Annotated in this window: 21 protein-coding genes and 1 tRNA gene; 13 read left to right on the forward strand and 9 right to left on the reverse strand. The window is 73.7% G+C overall.

From position 1 onward, the window contains the following. Positions 1–7 precede the first annotated feature (7 nt). Positions 8–760, reverse strand: coding sequence for a hypothetical protein (locus CXH06_RS12260; RefSeq protein WP_114855486.1), 753 nt, complete (start codon positions 758–760; stop codon positions 8–10). Between the two features lie 216 nt (positions 761–976). Between CXH06_RS12260 and gndA the strand changes: the two genes are divergently transcribed. Next, entirely contained in the window at positions 977–2,443 is a 1,467-nt protein-coding gene (gndA, locus tag CXH06_RS12265) for an NADP-dependent phosphogluconate dehydrogenase (protein WP_114855487.1), read from the forward strand. Positions 2,444–2,528: 85 nt separating this feature from the next. Here gndA and CXH06_RS12270 read toward each other — a convergent pair whose 3' ends face one another. Next, positions 2,529–2,813 (reverse strand): hypothetical protein, encoded by a 285-nt coding sequence (locus CXH06_RS12270; protein WP_232820337.1) that lies wholly within the window; start codon positions 2,811–2,813, stop codon positions 2,529–2,531. 153 nt (positions 2,814–2,966) lie between these two features. Next, on the reverse strand, positions 2,967–5,126 hold the full coding sequence (locus tag CXH06_RS12275) for a helicase-associated domain-containing protein (protein WP_114855547.1): 2,160 nt from the start codon (positions 5,124–5,126) through the stop codon (positions 2,967–2,969). Positions 5,127–5,154: 28 nt separating this feature from the next. Here CXH06_RS12275 and CXH06_RS12280 point away from each other — a divergent pair. Further along, a tRNA-Leu gene (locus tag CXH06_RS12280) sits at positions 5,155–5,228 on the forward strand. Between the two features lie 28 nt (positions 5,229–5,256). Further along, complete coding sequence (locus CXH06_RS12285) at positions 5,257–5,982, forward strand: YggS family pyridoxal phosphate-dependent enzyme (protein WP_114855548.1); 726 nt, start codon at positions 5,257–5,259, stop codon at positions 5,980–5,982. A gap of 7 nt (positions 5,983–5,989) precedes the next feature. Here the strand turns inward: CXH06_RS12285 and CXH06_RS12290 are convergent, their stop codons facing one another. After that, on the reverse strand, positions 5,990–7,096 hold the full coding sequence (locus CXH06_RS12290) for an ROK family protein (RefSeq protein ID WP_114855488.1): 1,107 nt from the start codon (positions 7,094–7,096) through the stop codon (positions 5,990–5,992). Positions 7,097–7,233: 137 nt separating this feature from the next. Between CXH06_RS12290 and CXH06_RS12295 the strand changes: the two genes are divergently transcribed. The 4 genes from CXH06_RS12295 (at position 7,234) to cls (ending at position 12,420) form a co-directional block, all read left to right on the forward strand. Continuing rightward, entirely contained in the window at positions 7,234–8,544 is a 1,311-nt protein-coding gene (locus CXH06_RS12295; protein WP_114855489.1) for an MFS transporter, read from the forward strand. 106 nt (positions 8,545–8,650) lie between these two features. Further along, a complete protein-coding gene (locus tag CXH06_RS12300; protein WP_114855490.1) occupies positions 8,651–9,784 on the forward strand; it encodes a PLP-dependent aspartate aminotransferase family protein in 1,134 nt (377 codons plus the stop codon). Between the two features lie 137 nt (positions 9,785–9,921). Further along, on the forward strand, positions 9,922–10,836 hold the full coding sequence (locus tag CXH06_RS12305) for a Bax inhibitor-1/YccA family protein (RefSeq protein WP_114855491.1): 915 nt from the start codon (positions 9,922–9,924) through the stop codon (positions 10,834–10,836). Positions 10,837–10,932: 96 nt separating this feature from the next. Further along, a complete protein-coding gene (gene cls, locus CXH06_RS12310; protein ID WP_114855492.1) occupies positions 10,933–12,420 on the forward strand; it encodes a cardiolipin synthase in 1,488 nt (495 codons plus the stop codon). A 33-nt stretch (positions 12,421–12,453) separates the two neighbouring features. On the opposite strand, the gene CXH06_RS12315 is transcribed toward cls, so the two are convergent. After that, complete coding sequence (locus CXH06_RS12315) at positions 12,454–13,263, reverse strand: hypothetical protein (RefSeq protein ID WP_114855493.1); 810 nt, start codon at positions 13,261–13,263, stop codon at positions 12,454–12,456. Positions 13,264–13,309: 46 nt separating this feature from the next. Continuing rightward, positions 13,310–14,248 (reverse strand): hypothetical protein, encoded by a 939-nt coding sequence (locus CXH06_RS12320; RefSeq protein ID WP_114855494.1) that lies wholly within the window; start codon positions 14,246–14,248, stop codon positions 13,310–13,312. 184 nt (positions 14,249–14,432) lie between these two features. Between CXH06_RS12320 and thiD the strand changes: the two genes are divergently transcribed. After that, positions 14,433–15,308, forward strand: coding sequence for a bifunctional hydroxymethylpyrimidine kinase/phosphomethylpyrimidine kinase (gene thiD, locus CXH06_RS12325; protein ID WP_114855495.1), 876 nt, complete (start codon positions 14,433–14,435; stop codon positions 15,306–15,308). A 4-nt stretch (positions 15,309–15,312) separates the two neighbouring features. Here thiD and CXH06_RS12330 read toward each other — a convergent pair whose 3' ends face one another. Beyond that, positions 15,313–16,509 (reverse strand): glycoside hydrolase family 3 N-terminal domain-containing protein, encoded by a 1,197-nt coding sequence (locus CXH06_RS12330; RefSeq protein WP_114855496.1) that lies wholly within the window; start codon positions 16,507–16,509, stop codon positions 15,313–15,315. An 87-nt stretch (positions 16,510–16,596) separates the two neighbouring features. On the opposite strand from CXH06_RS12330, the gene CXH06_RS12335 reads away from it, so the two are divergent. Genes CXH06_RS12335 through CXH06_RS12345 form a run of 3 tightly spaced genes read left to right on the forward strand, consistent with a single transcriptional unit; the run spans position 16,597 to position 20,820 of the window. Then, on the forward strand, positions 16,597–17,166 hold the full coding sequence (locus CXH06_RS12335; protein ID WP_114855497.1) for a hypothetical protein: 570 nt from the start codon (positions 16,597–16,599) through the stop codon (positions 17,164–17,166). Further along, positions 17,163–19,331, forward strand: coding sequence for a prolyl oligopeptidase family protein (locus CXH06_RS12340; RefSeq protein WP_114855498.1), 2,169 nt, complete (start codon positions 17,163–17,165; stop codon positions 19,329–19,331). Before CXH06_RS12335 ends, CXH06_RS12340 begins: the two co-directional genes overlap by 4 nt. Before the next feature lie 25 nt (positions 19,332–19,356). Further along, positions 19,357–20,820, forward strand: a complete 1,464-nt coding sequence (locus tag CXH06_RS12345; protein WP_114855499.1) for an alpha/beta fold hydrolase — start codon at positions 19,357–19,359, stop codon at positions 20,818–20,820. Positions 20,821–20,827: 7 nt separating this feature from the next. Here the strand turns inward: CXH06_RS12345 and CXH06_RS12350 are convergent, their stop codons facing one another. Next, positions 20,828–22,264, reverse strand: coding sequence for a DUF2079 domain-containing protein (locus CXH06_RS12350; protein WP_232820338.1), 1,437 nt, complete (start codon positions 22,262–22,264; stop codon positions 20,828–20,830). Positions 22,265–22,326: 62 nt separating this feature from the next. On the opposite strand from CXH06_RS12350, the gene CXH06_RS12355 reads away from it, so the two are divergent. Together CXH06_RS12355 and CXH06_RS12360 are read left to right on the forward strand one after the other, a co-directional pair. Beyond that, positions 22,327–23,142, forward strand: coding sequence for a hypothetical protein (locus CXH06_RS12355; protein WP_114855500.1), 816 nt, complete (start codon positions 22,327–22,329; stop codon positions 23,140–23,142). A gap of 17 nt (positions 23,143–23,159) precedes the next feature. Beyond that, positions 23,160–23,642 carry an arsenic metallochaperone ArsD family protein gene (locus tag CXH06_RS12360; protein WP_114855550.1) on the forward strand — a complete coding sequence of 161 codons (483 nt, stop codon included), beginning with the start codon at positions 23,160–23,162 and terminating at the stop codon, positions 23,640–23,642. Positions 23,643–23,653: 11 nt separating this feature from the next. Here CXH06_RS12360 and msrA read toward each other — a convergent pair whose 3' ends face one another. After that, positions 23,654–24,346: a peptide-methionine (S)-S-oxide reductase MsrA gene (gene msrA, locus CXH06_RS12365; RefSeq protein WP_114855551.1), complete on the reverse strand. Its 693-nt coding sequence runs from the start codon at positions 24,344–24,346 to the stop codon at positions 23,654–23,656. Positions 24,347–24,353 lie beyond the last annotated feature (7 nt).

The following is a 24,353-nucleotide window of genomic DNA, read 5'->3' on the forward strand; positions in this document are numbered from 1 at the left end:
ACGCCGCTCAGGCGGCGGCGGGCTCGGGCAGGTGCCGACCGTTCAGGCGCTCGTACATGCCGACCTCGAAGAGCACGATGAACGGGATGGCGACGACGAGGCCGACGACCACGGCGGAGGCGATCGAGGAGGCCACGCCGATCAGCAGCCAGGCGACGATCGTGGTGCCGAGGTTCGCCCGGGCCAGGGCGACGCTCTCGGCCAGCGCGGCCAGCGGGGAGGCTCCGCGGGCCGCGGCCGGGATCGCGTACATCAGCAGCACCCCGGCGACGAGCCCCGGCAGGTAGCACAGCAGCAGGCCGACTCCGACGATCACCAGCACCAGCAGGGCGGTCAGGAGCACCCGGCCCGGCCCGATCATCGCCTGGCCGATGCCGGGGCGCCGGCCCTCGAGGAGGGTCTCCGCGGCACGGGCGGATCCGGACTGCCACAGGATCGTGAACGGGACCGCCAGCAGGGCGATCGCGGCCGTCACGGCGTAGAACAGGAGCATCTCGGTCCACGGGACGGTCTCCGAGGCGTCCAGGGCGCCCGATTCCTGAAGCCGGGAGAACAGCACGACCATCGCCACGGCCACCCCGCCGCCGATGACGAGGAGCATCACGACGGAGTAGACGAGCCCGGCCACGAGGAAGGGGACGGGGCTGCGGAGCAGTCCCGTGCCCGCGAACCGCAGCGCCGCGCCCAGATCGCTCGAGAGGTCCGTGCCGGGCGGGATGCCCGAGGGGTCGGGGACGTTCGACGGCGGGGGAACGGTCATCAGGCTGCTCACTCTCGCGGAACGGGGCTCGACGGCTCCGGGCGGGGTCGGGACGGGGCCACGGTACGGGACCGTGACAAGGGGCGGCACGCCCGGCCGCGGGCGGGCGCGGGTCTCTAGGATGGGGGAGAATGGACCGGTGCGCCCGCTCCGGCGGCCTGTCGTCGGACGCGCGGTCCGGCCCGGTTCGATATTTTCCCGACCTGAGGAGATCCCATGGCAAGCTTTGCTCCGTCCCCCGCCGATGTCGCCGACATCGGTGTCACCGGAATGGCGGTGATGGGCTCCAACCTGGCCCGCAATCTCGCCCGCAACGGCTTCAAGGTCGCCATCCACAACCGCAGCGTCGCGAAGACCGAGAAGGTCATCGCCGACCACGGCGGCGACGGCGAGTTCTACCCGTCGGAGTCCACCGAGGAGTTCGTCGCCTCCCTGCAGAAGCCGCGCGTGGCCATCATCATGGTCAAGGCCGGCGGCCCCACCGACGCCGTCATCGACGAGCTCGCCTCCTTCATGGAGGAGGGCGACATCATCGTCGACGCCGGCAACGCGCTGTTCACCGACACCCGTCGCCGTGAGGCCGCGCTGCGCGAGAAGGGCCTGCACTTCGTGGGCACCGGCGTCTCCGGCGGCGAGGAGGGCGCGCTCAACGGCCCCTCGATCATGCCCGGCGGCACCAAGGAGTCCTACGACCGCCTCGGCCCGATGTTCGAGAAGATCTCCGCCAAGGCCGAGGACGGCGCCCCCTGCTGCACGCACGTCGGCGCGGACGGCGCGGGCCACTTCGTGAAGATGGTGCACAACGGCATCGAGTACGCCGACATGCAGGTCATCTCCGAGGCCTACGACCTCATGTCCAAGGCGCTGGGCATGGAGGCCTCCGCGATCGGCGACGTCTTCGACGAGTGGAACAAGGGCGACCTGGAGTCCTTCCTCATCGAGATCACCGCCGGGGTGCTGCACCACACCGACGTCACCTCCGGCAAGCCCTTCGTGGACGTCATCCTCGACCAGGCCGCCCAGAAGGGCACCGGCGCCTGGACCGTGAAGACCGCGCTGGACCTGGGCGTCCCGGTCACCGGCATCGCCGAGGCCACCTTCGCCCGCTCGATCTCCGGCGGCACGCCCCAGCGCGAGGCCGGCCGCGCCGTGCTGCCCGCCGAGGCGCAGAGCCTCGAGATCGCCGACCCGGCGCAGTTCATCGACGACCTGCAGAAGGCGCTCTACGCCGCGAAGCTGGTCTCCTACTCGCAGGGCTTCGACGAGATCGCCGCCGGCGCCGCGGAGTACGGCTGGGACATCGCCCTGGGCGACATGGCCCGGATCTGGCGCGAGGGCTGCATCATCCGCGCCCGCTTCCTCGACCGGATCACCGAGGCCTACCAGCGCGACGCGAAGCTCCCGCTGCTGCTGGCGGACGAGTACTTCACCGCCGAGATCGCCCAGTGCATCCCGGCCTGGCGCCGCATCGTGTCCTTCGCGGCCGCGAGCGGGTTCCCCGTGCCGGTGTTCGCCTCGACGCTGTCCTACTACGACTCGGTGCGCGCCGAGCGCCTGCCGGCCGCCCTGGTCCAGGCGCAGCGCGACTACTTCGGCGCCCACACCTACCGGCGCGTCGACGCCGAGGGCACCTTCCACGTGGAGTGGTCCGAGGACCGCCGGGAGACCAAGCAGGACTGGTGATCGGCTCCTAGCACGGCAGAAGGCCCGGACCTCGAGGTCCGGGCCTTCTTCGCGTCCTCCTCGCCGCCGTGCGGGCGGCGGCGGATCAGTAGGTGTCGACAGTTGCCGTGAACGCGCCGGTGAGCAGCAGGATGACCCACATGATGATCACCAGGACCCACACGATCGCGAAGACGATCCAGCCCCACTTGTAGTACTTGTTCGCGGCCTCGAGATCGGTGTCGGCCTTGACCAGGCCGAGGATCGCGAGGATCACGGTGATGATGTTGCCGCCGCACAGGAACGAGACGATCAGCTGGACGATCCACTTCGTCTTGCTGACGGGAGCCTGCGCGCCGGGGGCGGGGGCGGAGTAGTTCTGATTGGTCATGATGATGTGTCCCCTTCGTGGTGCGGGAAGGTATTCCCCGTTCGCGGTGACGGCGGCCGTCACTGTGAATTCGCCGACGTCGTGGGTGATCATAACCGCACGGCACCATGAAAGCACGATGGGGAGGACTCCCCATCGCCTCGTCGGAAACGGTCAGTCGAGCGCCACCCGGTGCACGAGCACCGTGAACTCCTCGTCGTGGCCGTGCTCGCGCGCCCGCAGCCGACCGCCCTCGAGGGAGAGGGGTCGGGCCCGCTTGACGACCACGCCGCCGCGACCGTCGACGATCCCCATCGGGATCTCCGTCTCCTGCGCGATCGCCTCGAGCAGGCGGTCGGTGACGGACAGCTCCGTCTGCCCGTCCTCGGCCGCGCGGATCCGCGCGACCGCCTCGGCGGCGGGCAGGGGCAGGGCCGGGCCCTCGATCGTGACCAGGTCGGGGTCGACCGGTCCGCCGCGCAGGGAGTGCGAGAGGTCGGCCGGCACCGGCCGCCCGTCGGCGCCGACGGCCTGCGGCGCGAGCCCCGCCTGCCGGGCCACCTGCAGCGCGTAGCCGGGATCGCCCAGGCTGATCGCGACGGTGGGGGCCAGGCGGTGCAGACCGAGGGAGGTGGCCTCCGGGGCCGCCTGCAGCAGGTCCAGCACCTCCGGCTCCGCGGTGAGGACCGTCTGGGCGCGGGAGATGCGCAGGCGGCCGTGACGGCGCTGCTCGTCCTGCAGCAGATAGCGCAGGGATTGCGGCACGGGGGAGCGGGAGGCGTCCTCGAGCAGCGCGAGCAGGGCTTGCGCGTCCCGGCCGTCCCCGAGGGCTCGGCGCACCGAGGCCGCGGTGAAGCGGAGCGTGAGGGCCCCGCCGCGGGAGATCGGCTCGGTCCAGTCCAGCAGCGGCAGCAGGCGCTCCGCGGGCCGTCCGGGGACCACGGCGGTCAGATCGGCGTCCAGCAGCACCTCGTCGACCGGCGGCGGCGCCGCCTCCGTCAGGGCGGCGGCGAGGCGGGCGTCGGCCGCGGTGACGTCCTCGTCGAGGGCGAGCACCAGCTCGTGGCCCAGCAGGGTGAGCGCCCCGCCGTCCAGCAGGCCCAGCGCCCGGCCCTCGACCAGCAGCGCCGCGACCTCCTCCCGGATCACCTCGGCGGGCACCAGCGGGAAGGACCAGGAGAGCGCGGCGGCGAGGGACTCCTCGGTGGCGTCCAGGCCCGGGGAGGTGCGCAGGATGCGCAGCAGCACGGTGCGCCGCGTGCGCACCCCGTCCCGGCGCGTGAGGTCCGACATCAGCGAGCGCCCGGTGCCCGAGGAGTCCGGGGTCCCCACCACGGCCGCCAGGTGGTGCCCGGCGGCCCAGGCCAGCACCAGCTCCGCCCAGCGCTGCTCGGCGCCCTGGAGCCGATGGGCGTCCCAGTCCGCCGTGGGACGCCATTCCTGGCCGTCGTGGCCCAGCAGTCCGGCCTCCCAGGCCGACTGCAGCACGGTCGCATAGGTGAGCAGCGGCGCCCCGGCGCGCTCCGCGAGCCGCCGCAGGTCCCGCTGCGGGATCCCGCCGCGGCGCAGCACCCCCGGCGGGTCCTCGTCGAAGCTCCGCACCGTGCCCAGCAGTCGCAGCGCCTCGACGGCCCGCTCGACGGCCTGGGCCGTGCGGGAGCCGGGGATGCGCTCGGTGAGCTCGGGGCCCTCCGGAGCGGGCCGCTGCGCGGCGTGGCTGCGGCGCACCCGACCGCCGCGCAGGGCCAGGTGGACGGGGCGGGGGATGCGGAGCGCATCGCCGTCGGCCACCACGATCCCGGCCTGCCGGAGGCGGCCGGCGAGCGTCCCCGTCCCCTGGACGGTGGGCGGGCCCCAGGCGAGCGCGTCGAGCACCTCGGGGGCGCGCCGGCGCACCGCCTCGACGCGTCGGAGGGCCTCCTCGGGCGAGGGATCCTCGGGATGCTCGGCGGCCAGGCCCGCGGGGGTGCGCAGCCCCTCCCGCAGCGGCCGCACCAGATGCAGCGCGTCCTCGCCCCACAGCACCGCGAGCGTGGTCAGCCGCTCCAGCTCCGGGGAGATCGACGCCGGGTCGGAGGAGACCGCCGCGGCCAGGCGGGCGGGGGAGACGCCGTCCTCGAGCACCGCGAGCGCCTCGACCAGGTGGAGCTCGGGGAGGGTGAGGGAGTCCAGCGCCCGGCGCGCGGAGGTGGCGCCGGCGGCGCGTGCCGCCAGCGGTCCGATGCCCCGCGGCACGGGCGAGGCGAGGTCCGGTCGGGCGACGAGCAGGGCCTCGAGGCGGTCGTCGCCGAACCGTCGCAGGGAGTCCGCGAGGGATCGGATGGGCGCGGTCATGATGCGCTCCAGCATAGGCTGGGTCCCCGCCCCCATAGCCCAATCGGCAGAGGCGGCCGCCTTAAAAGCGGCGCAGTACGGGTTCGAGTCCCGTTGGGGGCACGCGGGCGGATCCGCCACAATGGTGGCCATGGCCTCCTCCTCCGCTGAGCTCTCCGACCGTCTCGACGCCGTGCTCGCACGGATCGACGCCGCCGCGACGCGCGGGGGACGGGACGGGCGGGAGGTCACTCTGCTGCTGGCCACCAAGACCCGCACCCCGGCGGAGATCGCCGCCGCGGTGGAGGCGCTGCGGGAGCGGGGCCGCTCCTTCGCGGTGGGGGAGAACCGGGCGCAGGAGATCGCCAAGCATGACGACCCGCTGCTCGCGGGCAACGGCGTGCCCCGTCACTTCATCGGCCGCCTGCAGACCAACAAGGCCCGGGACGTGGTCGCCTTCGCGGAGCTGATCCACAGCGTGGACCGCGACGACATCGCCGACGCCCTCGAGCGCCGCGCCGCCCTCGCCGGCGTGGTCCGCGAGGTGCTGATCCAGGTCAACACCTCGGGGGAGGAGTCCAAGGGCGGCTACGCCCCGACCCTCGAGGCCCTCGCGCCGGTCGTGGAGCGGCTGCGCTCCAGCGCGACGCTGCGGCCCGTCGGCCTCATGACGATCGGGGCGAACACCTCCGAGCAGACGGCCGTGCGGGCCTCCCTGCACCGGCTGCGGGAGCTGCGGGACGCCCTCCGCGACGAGCTGGACGTCCCGGGGATCGACCAGCTCTCGATGGGGATGAGCGGGGACCTGGAGATCGCCGTCGAGGAGGGCGCGACGATCGTGCGCGTGGGCTCGGCGGTGTTCGGCCCGCGCCCCTGAGCGCTCCTCACTCCGGCGACGGGCCCACCAGCGCGGTGGGCAGGCCGTACTCGTGCTCGAGCACCTCGCAGGCCGCGCCGGCGGCGATGAGGTCGACCCCCCGGGTGGAGAGCATCACCTCGACGTGGACCCAGGACTCCCCGTGCAGGCCCTCCGCGAGCGCACGGCGGACGGCGTCCATCGACGCGGCGTGATGGGCGTACATCGAGCGCCCGCCCAGGACCACGCGATCCACGTCCAGCAGACGCACGAGGTTCAGCACCACCGCGGCCAGGACCTCCGCGGCGAGAGCATCGTCGCCGCGGTCCAGCGCCGCGCGGTACTCGGCCTGCGCGCAGCCGCGGCGTCCGCAGGGGCAGGGGACGCCGCCGAGCTGCACCACGGTGTGCCCCACCTCCCCGGCCTGGGAGTGAGCGCCGCGGACCATCGTCCCGTCCAGGCGCAGGCTCGCCCCGAGCCCGTCCTCGGCGAGCACCAGGGCCGCGTTCTCGAGCAGACCGGGCTGCGACCAGCTCTCGCCCACCAGGGCGGCCCGCGAGTCGTGGTCCAGCAGCACCGGCATCCGCAGCTCCTCGACGAGGAGGTCGCGCAGCGGCACGTCGTGCCAGGGGTCGGAGCGCGCGGCCCCGCGGGGTCGGCCCGCGCTCGAGTCGACGGGCCCCGGCATGCCCAGTCCCAGCCCGAGCAGCTCCCCGTCCCCCGCGCGGGCCAGCTCCCGGGCGGCGCCCGTCAGCAGGCCGAGCAGCTGCGCCGGCTCGTCGCCGGGGGTGATCGGGACCTCGTGCCGGGCGACGACCGCGCCGGTGAGGTCCGCCACCACGCCGTGCACGCGCGAGCGGCTCAGATGCAGGCCGATCGCCCGGCGGGAGGAGGGGACGATGCGGTAGAGGGTGGTGGGCTTCCCCGGCCCCCAGGAGACGGTGCCGGCCTCCTCCATCAGCCCGCGGTCGCTGAGCCGGGACAGGATCTTGGAGATCGCCTGCGGCGTGACCTGCAGGGCGTCGGCGAGGCCCGCACGGGCGACCGGTTCCCCGCGGCGCGCGACGGCGAGGACGGCGGCGTCGTGCGCGCCCGCCACGCGGTCCAGGGGTCCGGTCGGTCTCACGGCGCTCATCCTGCCACGCCCCCGGTGTGATCCCGCCGGGGCGCACATCGACCCCCCTTGACGTAACGCAACAGCGTTGGCTTATTCTGTCCGCTCGGTCGATGACGCCCTCGTGCCCGCCCGTCCTCCCCGTCCGAGGAGCCTCCATGACCGTCACTCCCTTCACGCCGCACGCGCCGCACGCGGCGCTCACGCCCCGCCGTCGCCGCCTCGCCCTGCTCGCCATCGCGCTGGGCGGCTTCGGCATCGGCGGCTCCGAGTTCGTCTCGATGGGCCTCCTGCCCAACATCGCCGACTCCCTGCTGCCCGAGACCCGGGCCGCCGACCCCGAGGCCGGCATCGCCCGCGCCGGGCTCGCCATCACCGCCTACGCCCTCGGCGTCGTCGTCGGCGCCCCCGCGCTCGCCCTGCTCTCCGTGCGCTGGAGCCGCTCGACGATGATCGTCGCGCTGGCCGTGGTGCTCGCCGTGGGGACCCTGCTCTCCGCCGTCATGCCCACCTTCGAGCTGACGGTGCTCGCCCGCTTCCTCGCCGGCGTCCCGCACGGCGCCTACTTCGGCGTCGCCTCCCTGCTCGCCGCCTCCCTCATGGGGCCCGGGAGCCAGGGGCGGGGCACCGCGCTCGCGCTGTCCGGGCTGACGGTCGCGAACCTGCTGGGGGTCCCCGTGCTCACGGCCGTCGGCCAGGTGGCGGGCTGGCGGGCGGTGTACCTGCTGCTGACCGGGGTCTTCCTGGTCACCGTCGTGGCCCTGCGCCTGACCGTCCCGCGCGAGCGGGCGGTGCCCGGCCGTCGCATGCTCGACGAGCTCGCGGCCCTGCGCCGTCTGCAGCTGTGGATCGTCATCGGCATCGCCGCGATCGGCTTCTCCGGCGGCTTCGCCGTGTTCAGCTACATCGCCGACATCACCACCGAGGTGGCCGGCGCCGGCATCGGCGCCGTCCCCTGGGTGCTGGCCGCCGCGGGCCTCGGGATGACGATCGGCAACGTGGCCGGCGGCGTGGCCACGGACCGCTCCCTGCGCGGCACCCTGCTGATCGGGTTCCCCCTCTACATCACCGCGCTGGTGGTGCTGTTCGCGGTGGCCCACACCTCCGTGCTCGCCCTGGCCGCCGGGTTCTTCGCGGTCAACCTCCTCAGCTCCTCGCTGAGCCCGGCGATGCAGACCTGGATGATCCGCATCGCCCATCGCTCGGAGCTGCTGGGCGCCTCCATGAACCAGGCGGCGTTCAACGTCGCCAACGCCCTGGGGGCGAGCCTGGGCGGCGCCGTGATCGCCGCGGGACTCGGCTTCCAGGCCCCGATGGTGGTGGCGATCGTGCTGGCGAGCACCGGCTTCGCGATGGTCGTGGCCACCCTCGTGGCGCTGCGGGTGCGCGCCCGCCGCACCCTCGAGCAGCTCAGCCGCCACGAGGACACCTTCACCGGCCCCGTGCCCGTGGTGTCGATGAGCTCCTGAGCGCCGTCACACTCCGTCATCGGGCCCCGGGCGGGCTCCGGTCGTCGCCCTACAGTGGTCCGGGCGCCGACCGTCGGCGCCCGGACCCGAGACCCGTGGAGGCCCCGTGCACATCCAGACCGCCGCCGTGCAGACCCTGAGGGACTTCGAGCACGGAGCCGTCGTCCCGTCGGTGCACATGGCCTCGACCTTCGAGCTCGATCCCGCCACCGACGACGGCGTCTACGCCTATCAGCGGGGATCGAACCCCACCCGCGCCCAGCTCGAGACGGTGCTGTCCGCGCTGGACGGGGCGCGGCACGGCTTCGCCTTCGCCTCCGGCATGGCGGCGACCGCCGCGGCGCTGTCGGTCCTCGAGGTGGGCGACGAGGTGATCCTGCCCGCCAGCGTCTACGGGGGCACCTACCGCTTCGTGGACCTGGTGCTCCCGAAGCGCGGCGCCACCGCCCGCTTCGTCGACGACCTCGGCGCCCTCACCGACGCGGACTTCACCCCCGCCACCCGCGCCGTGTTCATCGAGACCCCCGCCAATCCCACCCTGCGGATCACGGACCTGAGAGCCCTGGTCGAGCTCGCGCACCGGCACGGCGCCCTGGTCATCGTCGACAACACCTTCATGACCCCGGTGCTGCAGAAGCCGCTCGCGCTCGGCGCCGACATCGTCGTCCAGTCCGCCACCAAGTACCTCGCCGGGCACTCCGATCTGCTGGCCGGCGCGGTGACCGTCGACGACGACGGCCTCGCCGACGCGCTCCGCCTCGCGCAGAAGGCGGAGGGCGGGGTGCTCTCCCCGGCCGACTCCTTCCGCCTGATCCAGGCCGTCAAGACGCTCCCGCTGCGCCTCGAGCGCCAGCAGGCCAACGCCCTGGCGATCGTGGACTTCCTGCGCGGGTGCGAGGACGTCGCGCAGGTGCACTACCCCGGCTCGCACAGCGAGGAGGAGGCGCGCGTCCACGCCTCCCAGGCCTCGGGCACCGGGGCGGTGGTCTCCTTCGAGCTGGCCCCGGAGCTGGACCGCATCGCCTTCCTCCAGGCGCTGCGCTATCCGGCCTATGCCGTGAGCCTCGGCGGAGTGGAGTCGCTGATCTGCCGTCCGGCCACCATGACCCATGAGGCGATGACCCCGCAGGCGCGGGCGAACGCCGGGATCTCCGACGAGCTGCTGCGCCTGTCCCTCGGCATCGAGCACGCCGCCGACCTCGTCGCCGACCTCGAGCAGGCCCTGGCCGCGGCGCGCTGATCGCCCGAAGCGCAGGGAGCGTACAGCCAGATCACGGGGAACCTCGGTAGACTGGGGCGGTCGGTCCGACGGGCGCCTCCGCCTCTGCGCGTGACCGCCGTCCGTCCTCGACCTCCCCTGACCCCGTGAGGAGTCCCATGGCACGCCACAACATCGTGTTCGGCCGCGACCAGGCGGTCCAAGGGGGCACGCAGTACAGCGCGCCCCGCTTCGGGCAGCCCGCGCAGGCCGCTCCCGCCCAGAACACCCAATGGTCCTCGGGCTTCGAGCGTCAGGGCGCCGGCGCGCCCGTCGCCCCCGGCGCCGATCCGCTCGAGGCCGCCTACGCCCGTCCGGCGGCCACCGGCTTCGACACCGGCCGGATGACCCTGAAGGACGCCCTCAACGCGATCACCGCCACCCTCGGCACGATCATCGTCGTCGGCGCCGCGGTGGCGCTGCTGCCTCTGGTCCTGGGGATCGTCGGCGGGGAGGCCGGGGCTCAGCTGGGCCTGGTCCTCGCCGGCGGCGCGACCCTGATCGGCGTGGTGGGCGGTCTCGTCGCCGCTCTGGTCAACATCTTCAAGAAGCAGCCCTCGCCGCTGGCGGTGCTCGCCTACGCCGTCTTCGAGGGCCTCTTCCTCGGCGGCATCAGCGCCACGATGGAGTACCTCTACCCGGGCATCGCGCTCCAGGCCGTGGTGGGCACCCTCGCGGTCGCCGGCACCGTGCTGGTGATGTTCCGGATGGGCATCCTGCGCACCTCCCCGCGGCTGAACAAGATCTTCTTCGTCGCGATGGTCGCCTACGGGCTGTTCCTCGTGGTGAACCTCGTCCTCGCCCTCTTCACCGGCGGGGACCTCCGCTCGGGCCTGTTCGGTCTGGTCATCGGCGGTCTCGCCGTCGTGCTGGCCTCGTACTCGCTGGTGATGGACTTCGAGGACATCCAGCACGCCCTCGAGTCGGGGACGCCGCGCGTCTACGCCTGGCGCGTGGCCTTCGGCCTCGCCGTGACGCTGGTGTGGATGTACGTCGAGATCCTGCGGATCCTCGCCATCCTGCGCGGCGACTGACGTCCGAGCGGCCTCGCGGCCGCGACGACCGTATGCTGAAGCGGCGGGCTCCTCCGGGAGCCCGCCCCCGCCTTGACGGGGGGGGGGTGGGAGGTCATGGCCGAGCTGTGGCAGTGGGTGCTCGACCACTGGGTCGTGGTGTTCACCTACGCCTATCTCGTCCTGGACGTCGTGCTGCGGATCGTGAGCCTGATCGTGGTGCCCCGCGATCGGCGTCCCGGCTCGGCGATCGCCTGGCTGCTGGCGATCATGCTGCTGCCGATCATCGGCTTCCCGCTCTACCTCCTGCTCGGCAAGGCGCAGCTGCCCCGCCGGCGCCGGGAGAAGCAGCGGATCGTCACGTCGCTCATGCGGGAGCGGTCCCACGAGATCCCCGACAGCGCGTTGGACGAGGACGTGCCCAGCTGGCTCCAGTCCGCCGTGCGGCTGAACCGCGAGCTCGGGGCGTACCCGCTGACCGGCAACAACGCCGCGGACCTCGAGATCGACTACGCCGCCTCGATCGCGGGCATGGCCGCGGACATCCGCACCGCACGCCGCACGGTCCACGTGCTCTTCTACACCATGGTCCTCGACGAGGCCACCGAGGACGTCGTCGCCGCCCTCTGCGAGGTCGCCGATCGCGGGGTCGAGGTCCGGGTGCTCTACGACCACTGGGGCTCGCTCAGCCATCGGCCGCACTACGGCGCCCTGCGTCGACGGCTCGACGCCCACGGCATCGAGCACTATCCGATGATGCCCCTGAAACCGCTGCGCGACGGCGCCTTCCAGCGCCCGGACCTGCGCAATCACCGCAAGCTGCTGATCGTCGACGGCCAGGTGGGCTGGATGGGCAGCCAGAACATGATCGCCGCGCACTACGACAAGAGGGCGAACATCCGCCGCGGCCTGCACTGGCAGGAGACGATGATCCGTCTGCGCGGACCGATCGTCTCCGAGATGAACCTGCTGTTCGCCACGGACTGGTACTACGAGTCCGACGAGCAGCTGCCGCTGGAGACCGTGGTGACGGTCCCGGAGGACACCTCGGGCACCTACGAGTGCCAGCTGGTCCCCTCCGGCCCCGGCTTCGTGCTCGAGAACAACCTGCTGCTGTTCAACCAGCTGTTCTACTCCGCCTCGCACCGGATCACGGCGGTGAGCCCGTACTTCGTCCCCGAGGAGTCGATGCTCGCCGCCCTGGTGACGGCCGCCAAGCGGGGCGTCGCGGTGGAGCTGTTCGTCTCCGAGGTGGGCGACCAGTTCCTCGTCTCCCACGCCCAGCGGTCCTACTACGGGGCGCTGCTCGCGGCCGGCGTGAGGATCTGGCTGTACCGGGCGCCGACGATCCTGCACGCCAAGCACGTGACCATCGACGACTCCGTGACCGTGGTGGGCTCCTCGAACATGGACATCCGCTCGTTCCTGCTGGACATGGAGTGCTCCCTGATGGTCGGGGGCACCGATTTCATGGAGAAGATGCACGTGGTCGAGGACGTCTACCGCTCCCGCAGCCGCGAGCTCACGCTCGAGGAATGGAATCGCCGTCCGCGGCTGGCGAGTGTGGTCGACGACCTGTGCCGCCTGGCCTCCGCGGTGGTCTGAGATCCCTCGAGCCGGCGGGCGCGGCCGGCACCCTCAGGAGTAGCCGGTCAGCGACTCGTAGGCGGCCTGGGCGCCCTCCTCGTGCTCGGCGACGCCCGCGGCGGTCTCGGAGATGAAGGCGCTGGGGCCCTGCGGCGTGTCGAGCACCGTCACCGAGATCAGCGCGGCGTCGGTCCTCTCGAGGTCGGAGGACTCCCAGTTCACGGTGGCGGTGGTGCGGTAGCCGGGCATGCCGGAGATCGTCACCGGCTCGGTGACCTCGTCGTCGAGAGAGCGCCCGGAGGTGTCTCCCCAGATGCTCGCGCGGAAGATGCAGGTGGTGATCCGCTCGGAGGCGGCCTCGGCACCGGGGTACTCGACACCGGGCTGCCAGACCACCTCGCCGACGGTGAGGGTCGACTGCCAGTTCTCCTCGACGGTCGCATAGGCGGTCTGGGAGTCGTCGAGGAAGGAGAACCACCACGCGGTGGTGCGCCCGTCGAACTCCGCCGGCGGGATGAACTGCAGACCGCCGCCGCGGAGCTTGCCCGAGGGGTTGCTGGAGGTGCGGTTCGTCCCCTCGGGGGTCCAGCAGGTCTCCTCCTCGACGTCGGTCGGGGTGGCATCGGCGGAGGTGGTGGCCTGCGAGCTCTCGGGATCCGGGGCGGTGGACGACGAGGTCACCTGCGCACCGCCGCCTCCGGAGCCACCGGTGCGCAGCACCAGGTAGCCCACGGTCCCGCCCACGATCAGCAGGAAGACCACGGCGAAGGCCAGTCCTCCGATCAGCAGGGCGGCACCGCGCCCGCCGCCGGACCCCGGTCCCTGGGGCTGGGTCGAGGTGTACTGCGGTCCGGTGTGCACGGAGGCTCCTTCGGCGCGGGGAGGGGAGGGGTGAGGTCTCGGGTGGTCACTCGACGACGGCGAGCGAAGCGATGATGTCCTCGAGGTCCTGGACATGCTCGGGCTGATCGGCGGCGACGTCGCTGGCCAGCGCGCTGGGGCCGTTCGGGGTCTCCACCACGATCGAGGTCACGACCGAGGCGCTCGAGGTCTCCAGGACGTCAGGGTCCTCGAAATGGTAGGTGGCCTGGACGATCCATGCGGGCTCGCCGTCCACCGTCATCGCCTCGGAGCGGTAGTCGGTCACCTCGGGGTTCTCGCCGAAATGGGAGACCACCCCCGAGGTGGTCGCATAGCACTGGAAGATCGCGACCGCGGAGCTCTCGAGGCCGGGATAGCCGCCCTCCTCCTCCGGCCAGACGACGCGGCCGAGGTTGACCACGCTGTACCAGCTGCCCTCGACCTGGCGGGCCTCGGCGCCGATCTCGGTCATGTAGGGCAGGGAACCGGTGGCCCAGCCGTAATCCCATGCGGCGGGCGCGGTGTACTCGAGGCCGCCGCCGCGCACGGTGCCGGGCCCGGCCGCGGGCGCCGGGGCGGGGTCCGGGGGCACGGTGCACTCGGTGGTGGGGGCCTGCGTGAACAGCGGCGGCGGGGGAGCCAGCTCGGGGTCCTCCGGGTCCGGCACGTACTCGGACTGGCCCTCCGCGGTGCGCGGTTCGCTGCTGGGGCCGGCGGTGGGGCCCGGATCCTCGAGCACGGAGCGGAAGACGGTCTGGGAGAGCACCAGGGCGATGACGGCGAGCAGCACCACCGAGCCGCCGATCACCGACCACATCAGGGTCAGCGTCCGGCGCCGGGCGCCCTCGGAGGGCTCGCCGAGGGTCGCGGCCTCGGAACGGGCGGCGTGGTCGGGCAGGGACGCGGCCTCCGAGGTGCGGAAATCCGGCAGCTGCCGCCCGGCGTCCGACGGGCGCTCCCCGCCTCCGTGCAGATCCTGTGCCATCGTCACCTCCCCGGCGGGCCGGGAACTCCCCGTCCACCCTGCGCGGGCCCGTCGCCACGGGTGATTCTCGCACGCGCGGCCCCACGGCCCTTCCTCCAGGATAGAGAAGCCAGGGGCCCTTGGTAGTCTCCGCTCAGCGCGCCGCGCCCCCGGAGCTCCCGGCACCCCGAGAGATGGAGACTGCATGCGTCCGCCCCTCGTCCTGACCGTCGCCGACTCGGAATCCGACGGTGCCGCGGGCATCCAGGCCGATCTCAAGACCTTCACGGCGCTGGGCGTCTACGGCGCCAGCGCCGTCAGCATGATCACCGCGGTGAACACCCAGGGCGTGCGCGACATGCATCCGCTGCCGGGTGCGGTGGTGCGCGGGCAGATCGACGCGGTCGCGGAGGACCTGTGGATCGACGCCACCAAGATCGGGGCGCTGGGCAGCGCCGCGGGCGTCGAGGCGGTCGCCGGCGCCGTGCGTGCGCACCGCGAGCGGCTGGGCCGGATCGTCCTGGACCCGGTGATGGTCGCCGCCGACGGCTCCCCGCTGATCTCCGCGGAGGGGGCCGGCGCGCTGCGCTCGCAGCTCGTGCCGCTGGTCGACGTGCTCACGCCGAGCATGGCCGAGGCGGCGCAGCTGACCGGCGGGGCCCTCGCCACCTCGATCGACGAGATGCGCGAGCAGGCCCTCGCGCTGCAGGCCGCGGGGCCGGGCACCGTCCTCATCACCGGGGGCCGCCTGCCCGGCCAGGACGTGGTGGACGTCCTCGTCCACGCCGGCGGCACCGATCTGCTGCGGGCGCGGCGGGTCCCCTCCCGCAAGGTCCGCGGCGCCGGCACGACGCTCTCGGCCGCGATCGCGGCGCAACTGGCCCGGATCGCCGGCTTCGACCGGGCCGGGGAGCTGGGCGAGATCGGCGAGGCGGGCACCGAGGACGACCTCGCGACCATCGTCGCCTCCGCCCGGGAGTTCCTGGCCAGCGCCACCGACGACGCCCGGAGCTGGACCATCTCGCGGCACTCCGGCGGCTACGGGCCGGTCAACCACCTGATCACCCTCGACAAGCGGTAGGCCCTCACCCCTCGAGCAGCCCGGCGCTCTCCTTGAGCGCGAGCACGCGGGCGGCGGACTCGCGCACGCGCTGCTCCTGCGCGGGGCTCTGCGCGGCCCAGTCCTCGATGGCGTCGACCAGCTCGCCGGTCAGCGACGGATCGGCGGTGAGCACCATGTCCCCGCCCGCCTCGAGCAGCCGGGTGGCCCGCTCGGCGACCGGCACCGAGGCCACGGCGGCCGCGGCGCCGATGTCATCGGTGACCACGAGCCCCTCGAAGCCCAGGCGTCCGCGCAGGAGGTCCTGGATCGCGGCCGCGGAGAACATCGCGGGCACGTCCGGCTCCAGGGCGGGGTAGACGGCGGAGGACATCATCACCAACGCCGCCCCGGCCCCGATCCCGGCGCGGAAGGAGTCGAGGAAGGGATCGTCCCTCCCGGTGGTCGCGTCCTCGATGCCCTCGGCGGAGAAGTCCGTGTTCTCCTCCACCCTCCCCAGCCCCGGGAAGTGCTTGAGGGTCGCGGCGACACCCTGCTCCTGCAGCGCGGCGGTCGCCGCGGCCACGCACTCGCCCACCAGCTCCGGATCGGTGCCGAAGCCCCGGCCCAGCTGCCCCACCGGGGCGTTGCCGTCGCCGAGGGCGGGGTCGACGACGTCGGCCACCGGTGCCAGGTCGACCTGGATCCCGCGGGCGGCGAGGTCCTCGCCGATGCTCGTGTACGCCGCGGAGACGGCCTCGGGCCCCTCCGCACCCAGGGACTCGGCGGAGGCCGTCCGCCGGGCGGCGTCCCCGCGCAGCATCCGCACCTGACCGCCCTCCTGGTCGACCGCGATCAGCGGCGGCAGATCGGCGCGGGCGAGCTCGCGGGCCCGGGCCACGGCGGCATCGACCGCCTCGGCGCTCTCCCACACCTGGAGCAGGAAGATCCCGCTCGCATGATGGTCGGCGAGGACCTCGGCGGGGAGCTCGGCGCCGGCGGCGAGGCCGACCAGCACCAGCTGGCCGGCGATCTCGCGCGGGGAGAGGTCCGCGAGCAGCAGCTCGGCGCCCGAGGGCGGCTCCGTGGTCTCGGCGGGCTCCGTGGGATCCTCGGTCGGCTCCTCGGCGGCCGAGGAGCTCCGCTCGGGGTCCTCCGCGCCCCCGTCCGGCGCGGGCTCCGGGGCGGTGCAGGCCGCCAGCACGGCGGCGGGGGCGAGGGCCAGGAGAGGTCGGCGGCGCATCCGCCCAGTCTTCCACGGGCCGCCGGGTCGGCGACGGATCGGCGGAAGGGGGGATCGGCCCCGGCTCGTCGGCCGTAGGCTGATCCCATGAGCACCACGACGAGGCCGGAGGACCACCCCCGGGCCCGTGCCATCGGGACCGGGACGGGGACGGAGCTGGGCACCTGGGTGGAGCGGATCGACGAGGCGGGCGGGCGCGAGCTCGACCATGCCGCGATCGCCCGTCTGCTGCCCGAGCGCTGGGAGATCACCGAGTGGTGGGCGCAGGGCGTGACCGTCGCCTACGAGCAGATCATCGGACGCCGCGTGGTGGGGCAGAGCTGCGAGGGCGACTTCGCCGCCTCCGCCTCCCGCACCGTGGCCGGCACGCCCGAGGAGGTGCGCGGGCGCTGGGACGCGTTCATGACGCCGCAGCGGCGCGAGGAGCTGGGGCTGGGAGCGCCCAGCCTCACCGATACCGAGCGGTGGCGCTACTGGCGCGCCGCGGCGTCCGACGGCACCCGCCTCAGCGTGAACATCACCGCCAAGGACGAGGGGCGCAGCACGCTGGGCCTCGAGCACAAGGGCATCGAGACCTCCGCGGGCCGCGACGCCTGGAAAGCCGCCTGGAAGACCGTCCTGACCGCCTTCGCCGCCGATCACAAGGAGCATTCATGAGCGAGACCGCCCCGCAGCTGCCCGCCCCCGACGGCACGAGCGATCCGCACCGGTGGCTCGAGGAGGTCACGGGCGAGGCCGCCCTGGACTGGGTCCGGGAGCGCAACGCGGCCGCGGAGTCCGAGCTCGACGCATTCCGCGACCCGCTCTCCGTGGAGGACACCCCGCTGAGCGCGACCCTGCAGCGTGAGATCCGGGAGATCCTCGACGCCAAGGACCGCATCCCCGCCGTCACCAAGCGCGGCGACTTCCTCTACAACTTCTGGACCGACGCCGAGCACGAGCGCGGCCTGTGGCGCCGCACCACCCTGGCCAGCTATCGCACCGAGGAGCCGGTGTGGGAGACCCTGCTGGACGTCGACGCCCTCAACGAGGCCGAGGGCGAGGACTGGGTCTGGCACGGCGCCCGCCTGCTGCGCCCGGCGGGACTCGAGGACGGGGAGCCGTACCGGCACGCCCTGGTGGACCTCTCCCACGGCGGCTCCGACGCGGACGTCACCCGCGAGTTCGACCTCGAGACCCGGTCCTTCGTGCCCGCCTCCGAGGGCGGCTTCGAGCGCCCCGAGGCCAAGGGGTCGCTGAGCTGGATCGACCGGGACACCGTCTGGGCCAGCACCGCGTTCGGCGAGGGCACCACCACCAGCTCCGGCTACGCCCGCCAGGCCCGGATCTGGCGCCGCGGCACCCCGCTGGCCGAGGCGCAGCTGGTGCACGAGGTCCCCGAGAGCGACATGGCGGTCTTCGCCGGGCACGACGCCACACCCGGCTGGGAGCGCGACTGGGTGATCGAGGCGCACGCCTTCTACGACACCACCGTCCACGTGGTCGACCGCACGCAGGAGCCGCCCGCGCTCACGCAGGTCGAGGTCCCCTCCGATCTCGAGGTGGACGCGCACCGCGACCTGGGCTTCTTCAGCCCGCGCAGCGACTGGGAGGTCGACGGCGCCCTCTATCCCGCCGGATCGCTCGTGGTGGGCGACTTCGAGCGATTCCAGGCCGGTGAGAGCGAGCTGCACCTGCTGTTCGAGCCCACCGAGTCCACGTCCCTGGCCGGCGTGACCGTGACCCGCACCGCCGTGGTGCTCACGATCCTCGAGGACGTGCTGCACCGCCTCGAGGTCCACACCCGCGACGAGCACGGCGACTGGGAGCGGCGCGACCTCTTCCCCGAGCTGCGCGGATCGATCGACGTCGCCGCCGTCGACGCCGACGTCAGCGACGAGATCTGGGTGACCGTCACCGGCTTCATCGAGCCCACCGCCCTCCACCTCGCGGACCTCGCGGACGTGGCCGGCGGCGGCGAGGTGGGGGAGCTCGAGATCGTCAAGTCCGCCCCCGCGCGCTTCGACGCCGAGGGGCTGGACGTCAGCCAGCACTTCGCCATCAGCGACGACGGCACCCGGATCCCGTACTTCGAGATCAGCCGGCTGGACGCCGAGGATCTCTCCGGCTCCGCCGGCCCCCGTCCCACCCTGCTCTACGGGTACGGCGGCTTCGAGATCTCCCTGACCCCGTCCTATCTCGGCGCCATCGGCAAGGCCTGGCTGGAGCGCGGCGGCACCTACGTGCTCGCGAACATCCGCGGGGGCGGCGAGTACGGTCCGCACTGGCACCAGGCGGCGCTCAAGGAGAACCGCCACCGGGCCTACGAGGACTTCTCCTCGGTGGCCAAGGACCTGGTGGAGCGCGGGGTCACCGACCGTGAGCACCTCGCGGTGCGCGGAGGCTCCAACGGCGGGCTCCTCACCGGCAACATGGTCACCCAGTACCCGGAGCTGTTCGGCGCGGTCATCATCCAGGTGCCGCTGCTGGACATGAAGCGGTACAGCCACCTGCTCGCGGGCGCCTCCTGGATGGCCGAGTACGGTGACCCGGACACCGAGGACTGGGAGCATCTGCGCACGTTCAGCCCGTACCACCTGCTGCGCGAGGACCCGTCCGCCCCGTACCCGCCCACCTTCGTGCTCACCTCCACCCGGGACGACCGCGTCCACCCCGGCCACGCCCGGAAGTTCACCGCCGCGATGGAGTCCCTCGGCGCGGACGTGCGGTACTGGGAGAACATCGAGGGCGGCCACGGCGGAGCGGCCACGAACGAGCAGGCCGCACGGATGAACGCCCTGATGTACACCTTCCTCTGGGACACCCTCGGATCCTCCTCATGAGCGACCCGGCAGGGAGCGCGGAGGAATGAGGGTCGCGCGCGCGAGGAGAACCTCGGAGCTGTTCGACCGACCGGCGCAGGACGACCTGCTGCAGGTCCGCAACGACGTCATGACGGTGTACCGGGAGATCGCGCCCGGGGACCCGCGGCTGTTCCCGCTGCGCTACGCCCGGACCGTGCCCCGTCGGCCCCGCCCCGTGCGGCGCGCCCGCGGTCGCCGCACGGGACCGCGCCCCCCGGGCGCGCCGCCGTGCGTGCCGGCGCCGTCGGGCGTCGCCGCCCCCCAGGTGCCCGTGCTGCTGATCCCCGACGGGCCGGCGCGGGCCTCGGTGCTGCCCTATGACGTGCTGCGGCGCAGCATGGCCTCGCGCGGCCTGGACGTGCTGATGATGGAGCACCGCGGGGTGGGCCTGTCGCGGCTGGACGCCGAGGGGGAGGACCTGCCGCCGGAGGCGATGACGATGCGCGAGGTGGTGCCGGACCTGGTGGCGGTCCTGGACCACGCCCGCGTCGAGCGGGTCGCCCTGGTGGGCACCGGGTACGGCGCCTATATCGCCCAGGCGCTCGCCGCCCTCCACCCCGAGCGGGTGCACTCGCTGGTGCTGGACTCGCCGCTGACCTCCGCCCAGGACGAGGTGGCCTCCCAGCAGCAGGTGCGCGCGCTGTACTGGGAGGGGACCGAGCCGCGCACCTCGACCACCGCCTCGACCCTGCGGCGGCTCGCACGGCACGGTGTCATCGACGCCCGCCGCGCCGGTGCCGTGGTGCTCGCGGTGCACGAGCACGGCGGCCCCGACGCGGTGCGGGAGCTCGTGGACCTGCTGGCCGTGGGCCGGGGGAGCCTGACCTGGAACAGCGTGCGCCAGGTGCTGAACCAGGGCTGGCTGCAGTCCACCCCGTACGTCATCGAGCACGACCTCACCTCCCGGATCCTCCACACCGAGCTGGGACGCGGCCGGCATGCGGACGGCGGACCGCTGGATCCGCTGCTGCTGTCCGGGGACCAGGCGCGCGCCGTGCCCCCGTTCGCCGGGGAGCCGCTGGACCTCCACGCCCTCGCCCCCTCGATCACCGCGCCCACCCTGGTGCTCTCCGGCACCGGCGATCTCATCGCCCCGCCGCGGATCGCCCGGGAGCTCACCGCCCGCATCCCCGGCGCCCAGCTGCTGGAGATCCCCGGGGCGGGCCATTCCCTGCTCGACACCCGCAGCAAGATCGTGCAGGTCGCAGCCCGGTGGAGCGCCTGCGGCGCCCTCCGGCAGCTGCCCCGGCACGCGGCGGAGCTCGCCGAGCTGCCGGCGACGCCCACGGATCAGGCTCTCTCCCGGGGGCTGCAGCTGGCGCTGGCCGCCGAGCGCTACTCGCCGTGGCGGCTGCGCCTGGAATCGGCGCGGGTCGAGCGCGAGCAGGCGCTGCGGGAGCGGGCTCAGGCCGACGCCCGCCCGCACCGCGGCCGTCGCCCGGCGATCGAGCGCGAGGATCCGGCGTGAGATCGCGCTAGGGCCGGCACACCACGGTGAAGCCGCCGTCCTCGGTCACCGTCTCGTACGGGACGCCCCACCGATCCTGTGCCCAGGCGGCAGGGTCCTGCGGCGGGCTGCCGCCCCAGGAGAAGGCGTAGCGATCGGAGAGCATGCAGTCCGGGACGCGCTGATTGGGGCCGTGCAGCCACTGCACCTCGTGGTCCGGCACGGCCTGCGCCATCAGCGTGATGTCCACGGCGAGCACGGCGCCGTCGGGCACGGCCTCGAGGGCCTCGGCCGCCGGCTCGGCGCGCCAGCTGGGCTCCCAGAGCGCCGGGCGCATCACGTCCACGACCGGCATCAGCGGGCCCAGCGCCAGCGTCACCGCCGCGGAGACCGAGACGGCGGTGACGCGGACCGTCCGCGAGGGCAGCGGGGCGTCGCGGCGGAGCCAGGCCGTGGCCCGGCCCGTCCGCCGGTCCCCGAGGGCGTCGAGCATCGCCGCCGTCGCGATCGGCATCAGGACCGCGTTGTAGTGCCAGTACCAGTCCCAGTAGAACTCCACCGTGCCCGTGAAGCGCCAGGCCAGGGTGGGCAGCATGAGCAGGATCAGCGGCGAGCGGCCACCGATCAGCCCCGCGGCCAGCAGCAGCATCGCCACGGTCATCCACTTCACCGGCGGCCAGAGGACCTCCAGCGGGGAGCCGAGGTTCCCCGTGTAGTCGTACTGACCCGCCGTGTTCAGCAGCGGCAGGATGACGAAGGTCGCCAGCACGAACCAGCCGACGCCCCAGGCCGCGAGCGCGGCGCCCTCGACCCGTTGGGAGCGGTGGCGCAGCGCGATGAGCACCCCGAGCAGGGCGACGGTGAGCCCGAGGTCCTCCTTTACGAACACCAGCGGCGCCGCCCAGAGGATCGCCCCGTGGACCCGCCCGCGCAGCAGACGGGTCAGGGACATCGCCAGCAGCGGCACCGCGACGGCGATCTCGTGGAACTGGACGGAGACGGCCGACTGCAGACCGAAGGAGAAGACGTAGGCGGCGCCCGCGAGCGTGCCGAGCCCGCCGCCCAGGCGGTCGATCGCCAGGCGCGTGATCGGGATCGCGGAGAGGCCGAACAGCACCGCCTGGGTCCACAGCAGCGCCGCGGGGGAGGGCCACACCCACCACACCGGCGCCAGCAGCGCGAGGATCGGGTGGAAGTGATCGCCCAGCAGGTTCACCGCGTCGCCCTTGATGGGCACGATCGGGGCCCGCAGCTCGCCGTAGGCGCGCAGCAGCTGCGTGAAGATCCCCAGGTCCCAGGATCGGGCGGCGAGGACGCGCAGCTGCTGCGTGCCCATCAGCCCGTAGGCGAGGGCGGCCAGCACGGCCAGGGCGATCGGCACGGTGCGGCGGGCGCGCACCGGGGTCCGCGGAGGGCCCGGCGCCCGGTGAGCGGGCGCCGGCCTGTCGTCGGCGAGGATGTCCACCTCGCGAGGGTATCCGGCCGGAGGAGATCGGTCAGAGCGGTCCGGCGCCCTACACTTCCGCCATGACCTCGCCCGCCGCGCGCCGACTGCTCCACCTCACCGCCGCCGCGGGCGCCGTGGGGGCGCTGACCCTTATCGAGCCGCGCCGGCTGGGTCCGGGGCCGCGCGCGGCCTACCGCGTCGGCACCGCGGTGGTGAGCGGTGCGCTCGCGGCCGACACCGCGCAGGACGCCCCGCTGCTGGACCCCGTCCGCGACGGCGTGGTCGCCGGCGGCATCACCCTCGGCCTGATGGACGTGCTCGAGCGGATCGACGCGCGGACGGTCGACTCCCTCGCGGCGCTGGGCGTCCGCCGGCCCCGGGTGCTGCTGGCGGCGCTCGGCGCGGCGGGGACGGCGGCGGTCTGCGCCCTGCCCCGCCTCACCGGGCCCATCGAGCGCCGGGGCGGCACCGAGGAAGGGTTCGCCGAGGGGGAGACCGCCCCGCTGCCGTGCGAGGTCCGCGCGCTCCTGGCCGCGCTGCTCGCGCCGGGGCCCGCGGATCCTCCCGGCGCCGCGGCGCTGCGCGATCAGCTCGAGGCGGCCCGTGCGGTCGACCCCGGCTATCTCGACGGCGACGTGCAGATCCATGTCGAGGACCCCGAGCGCCTCGCCGTGCCGCGCACCCAGATCTGGCCCGTGGCCGGCGAGTTCTCCCACGCGGGCTTCCGCTACGAGCTGCAGCTCCAGGTCGAGGAGGGACGGCTCGGGATGCTCACGGTGATGGTCCGCGCCGACGAGGCGCGCCTCGCGCAGGCCCTCGAGCACCTCGCCTCCCCGGGCTTCGTCCTGCCCGATCCGTCGGCGCTCACCCTGCGGCGCGAGACGGAGGTCCCCTGAGCGCTACCGTGGGGACCATGACCACACAGGACGAGACCCCGCCGCTCGCGGCGCTCGACATCTTCCTGCCCTCCCCGCCGCCCGATCCGGCACGGCAGGAGGCCTTCCTCGACGAGGCCGCGGCGCTGGCCAAGGCCGGTCATCCGATCACCGTCTACCTCCAGGACGAGGACGCCTGGGCCTTCGAGGCGTGCGAACCGGTGCGGGCGCTGCTGGCGTCCGCGGGACCGGAGGCGCTGCCGGTGACCCTGCTGGGGGCGGACATCGTGGTCACGGCGGTCCACCCCACGGCCGAGCAGATGACCCGCTTCGCCCGCGCGGGCGGGGAGGCCCGCCAGCCGCGCTCGGCCGCGGCCTCGGCCTGCGGTCCCTCCGGCGCGCCGCTGCCCCGTGAGGCGAGCGGCGCCGCGGCGCTGCTGCTGGGAGCGCCGGCGTCCTCGGCCGCCTCGGCCCCCGAGATCGGTGCCCGGCGCAACCTCCTGGGCGGTGCGGGCGGCTGAGGCGCAGCTGCTCAGAGGGAGCAGGCCACCCCGTTGAAGCCGTGGTTGCAGTAGCCGCCGGGGTTCTTCGCGAGGTACTGCTGATGCGCGGGCTCCGCGGTGTAGTAGACGCCGTCGCCGGCCTCCGCGAGCGGTGTCAGCTCGGTGGTGATGGTGCCGCGGCCGGCGTCGTCGAGCGCCTGCTGGTAGCTCCGTGCGGAGGAGCGGACGATCTCCCCCTGGGACGGCGAGGTCCAGTACACGGCGCTGCGGTACTCGGTGCCCACATCGTTGCCCTGACGGTTCGCGGTGGTCGGGTCGTGCTGCTGCCAGAACTGGGTCAGCAGCGCCCGCAGGGTCGCCTCGCCGCCGCGGTAGATCACCCGGACCGCCTCGGCATGGCCGGTGCGCGCGGAGAAGACCTCCTCGTAGGTGGGATGCGGGGTGTAGCCGCCGGCATAGCCCGCCGAGGTGGTGTGCACGCCCTCGGTCTCCCAGGCGATCCGCTCTATCCCCCAGAAGCAGCCGCCGGCCAGGATGATCTCCTCGGTGCCGGCCGGCCAGGGCCGCGCCTCCTGCGGCGCGTCGGGACCCAGCATGTCCGTGCCCAGCACGGCGTGCTCGCGCGCCAGCGGATACGGGGTCGCCGCCCGGCCCGGCAGGGCGTCCTCGGGCGCCACCATGTCCTTCTTGTGCGCGTACAGGAGGTCCATCATCTGCCACATGAGCGCC

Origin of the sequence: Brachybacterium sp. YJGR34 (genome assembly GCF_003347015.1) — a bacterium.
In the GTDB taxonomy this organism is placed as follows: Bacteria; Actinomycetota; Actinomycetes; order Actinomycetales; family Dermabacteraceae; genus Brachybacterium.

Bases quoted from the DNA above. Each gene is read 5' to 3' on its own strand.
- CXH06_RS12260 (WP_114855486.1), bottom strand. From the start codon at position 760: ATGACCGTTCCCCCGCCGTCGAACGTCCCCGACCCCTCGGGCATCCCG.
- gndA (WP_114855487.1), top strand. From the start codon at position 977: ATGGCAAGCTTTGCTCCGTCCCCCGCCGATGTCGCCGACATCGGTGTC.
- CXH06_RS12270 (WP_232820337.1), bottom strand. From the start codon at position 2,813: ATGACCAATCAGAACTACTCCGCCCCCGCCCCCGGCGCGCAGGCTCCC.
- CXH06_RS12275 (WP_114855547.1), bottom strand. From the start codon at position 5,126: ATGACCGCGCCCATCCGATCCCTCGCGGACTCCCTGCGACGGTTCGGC.
- CXH06_RS12285 (WP_114855548.1), top strand. From the start codon at position 5,257: ATGGCCTCCTCCTCCGCTGAGCTCTCCGACCGTCTCGACGCCGTGCTC.
- CXH06_RS12290 (WP_114855488.1), bottom strand. From the start codon at position 7,096: ATGAGCGCCGTGAGACCGACCGGACCCCTGGACCGCGTGGCGGGCGCG.
- CXH06_RS12295 (WP_114855489.1), top strand. From the start codon at position 7,234: ATGACCGTCACTCCCTTCACGCCGCACGCGCCGCACGCGGCGCTCACG.
- CXH06_RS12305 (WP_114855491.1), top strand. From the start codon at position 9,922: ATGGCACGCCACAACATCGTGTTCGGCCGCGACCAGGCGGTCCAAGGG.
- cls (WP_114855492.1), top strand. From the start codon at position 10,933: ATGGCCGAGCTGTGGCAGTGGGTGCTCGACCACTGGGTCGTGGTGTTC.
- CXH06_RS12320 (WP_114855494.1), bottom strand. From the start codon at position 14,248: ATGGCACAGGATCTGCACGGAGGCGGGGAGCGCCCGTCGGACGCCGGG.
- thiD (WP_114855495.1), top strand. From the start codon at position 14,433: ATGCGTCCGCCCCTCGTCCTGACCGTCGCCGACTCGGAATCCGACGGT.
- CXH06_RS12330 (WP_114855496.1), bottom strand. From the start codon at position 16,509: ATGCGCCGCCGACCTCTCCTGGCCCTCGCCCCCGCCGCCGTGCTGGCG.
- CXH06_RS12335 (WP_114855497.1), top strand. From the start codon at position 16,597: ATGAGCACCACGACGAGGCCGGAGGACCACCCCCGGGCCCGTGCCATC.
- CXH06_RS12340 (WP_114855498.1), top strand. From the start codon at position 17,163: ATGAGCGAGACCGCCCCGCAGCTGCCCGCCCCCGACGGCACGAGCGAT.
- CXH06_RS12345 (WP_114855499.1), top strand. From the start codon at position 19,357: ATGAGGGTCGCGCGCGCGAGGAGAACCTCGGAGCTGTTCGACCGACCG.
- CXH06_RS12355 (WP_114855500.1), top strand. From the start codon at position 22,327: ATGACCTCGCCCGCCGCGCGCCGACTGCTCCACCTCACCGCCGCCGCG.
- CXH06_RS12360 (WP_114855550.1), top strand. From the start codon at position 23,160: ATGACCACACAGGACGAGACCCCGCCGCTCGCGGCGCTCGACATCTTC.
- msrA (WP_114855551.1), bottom strand. From the start codon at position 24,346: ATGTGGCAGATGATGGACCTCCTGTACGCGCACAAGAAGGACATGGTG.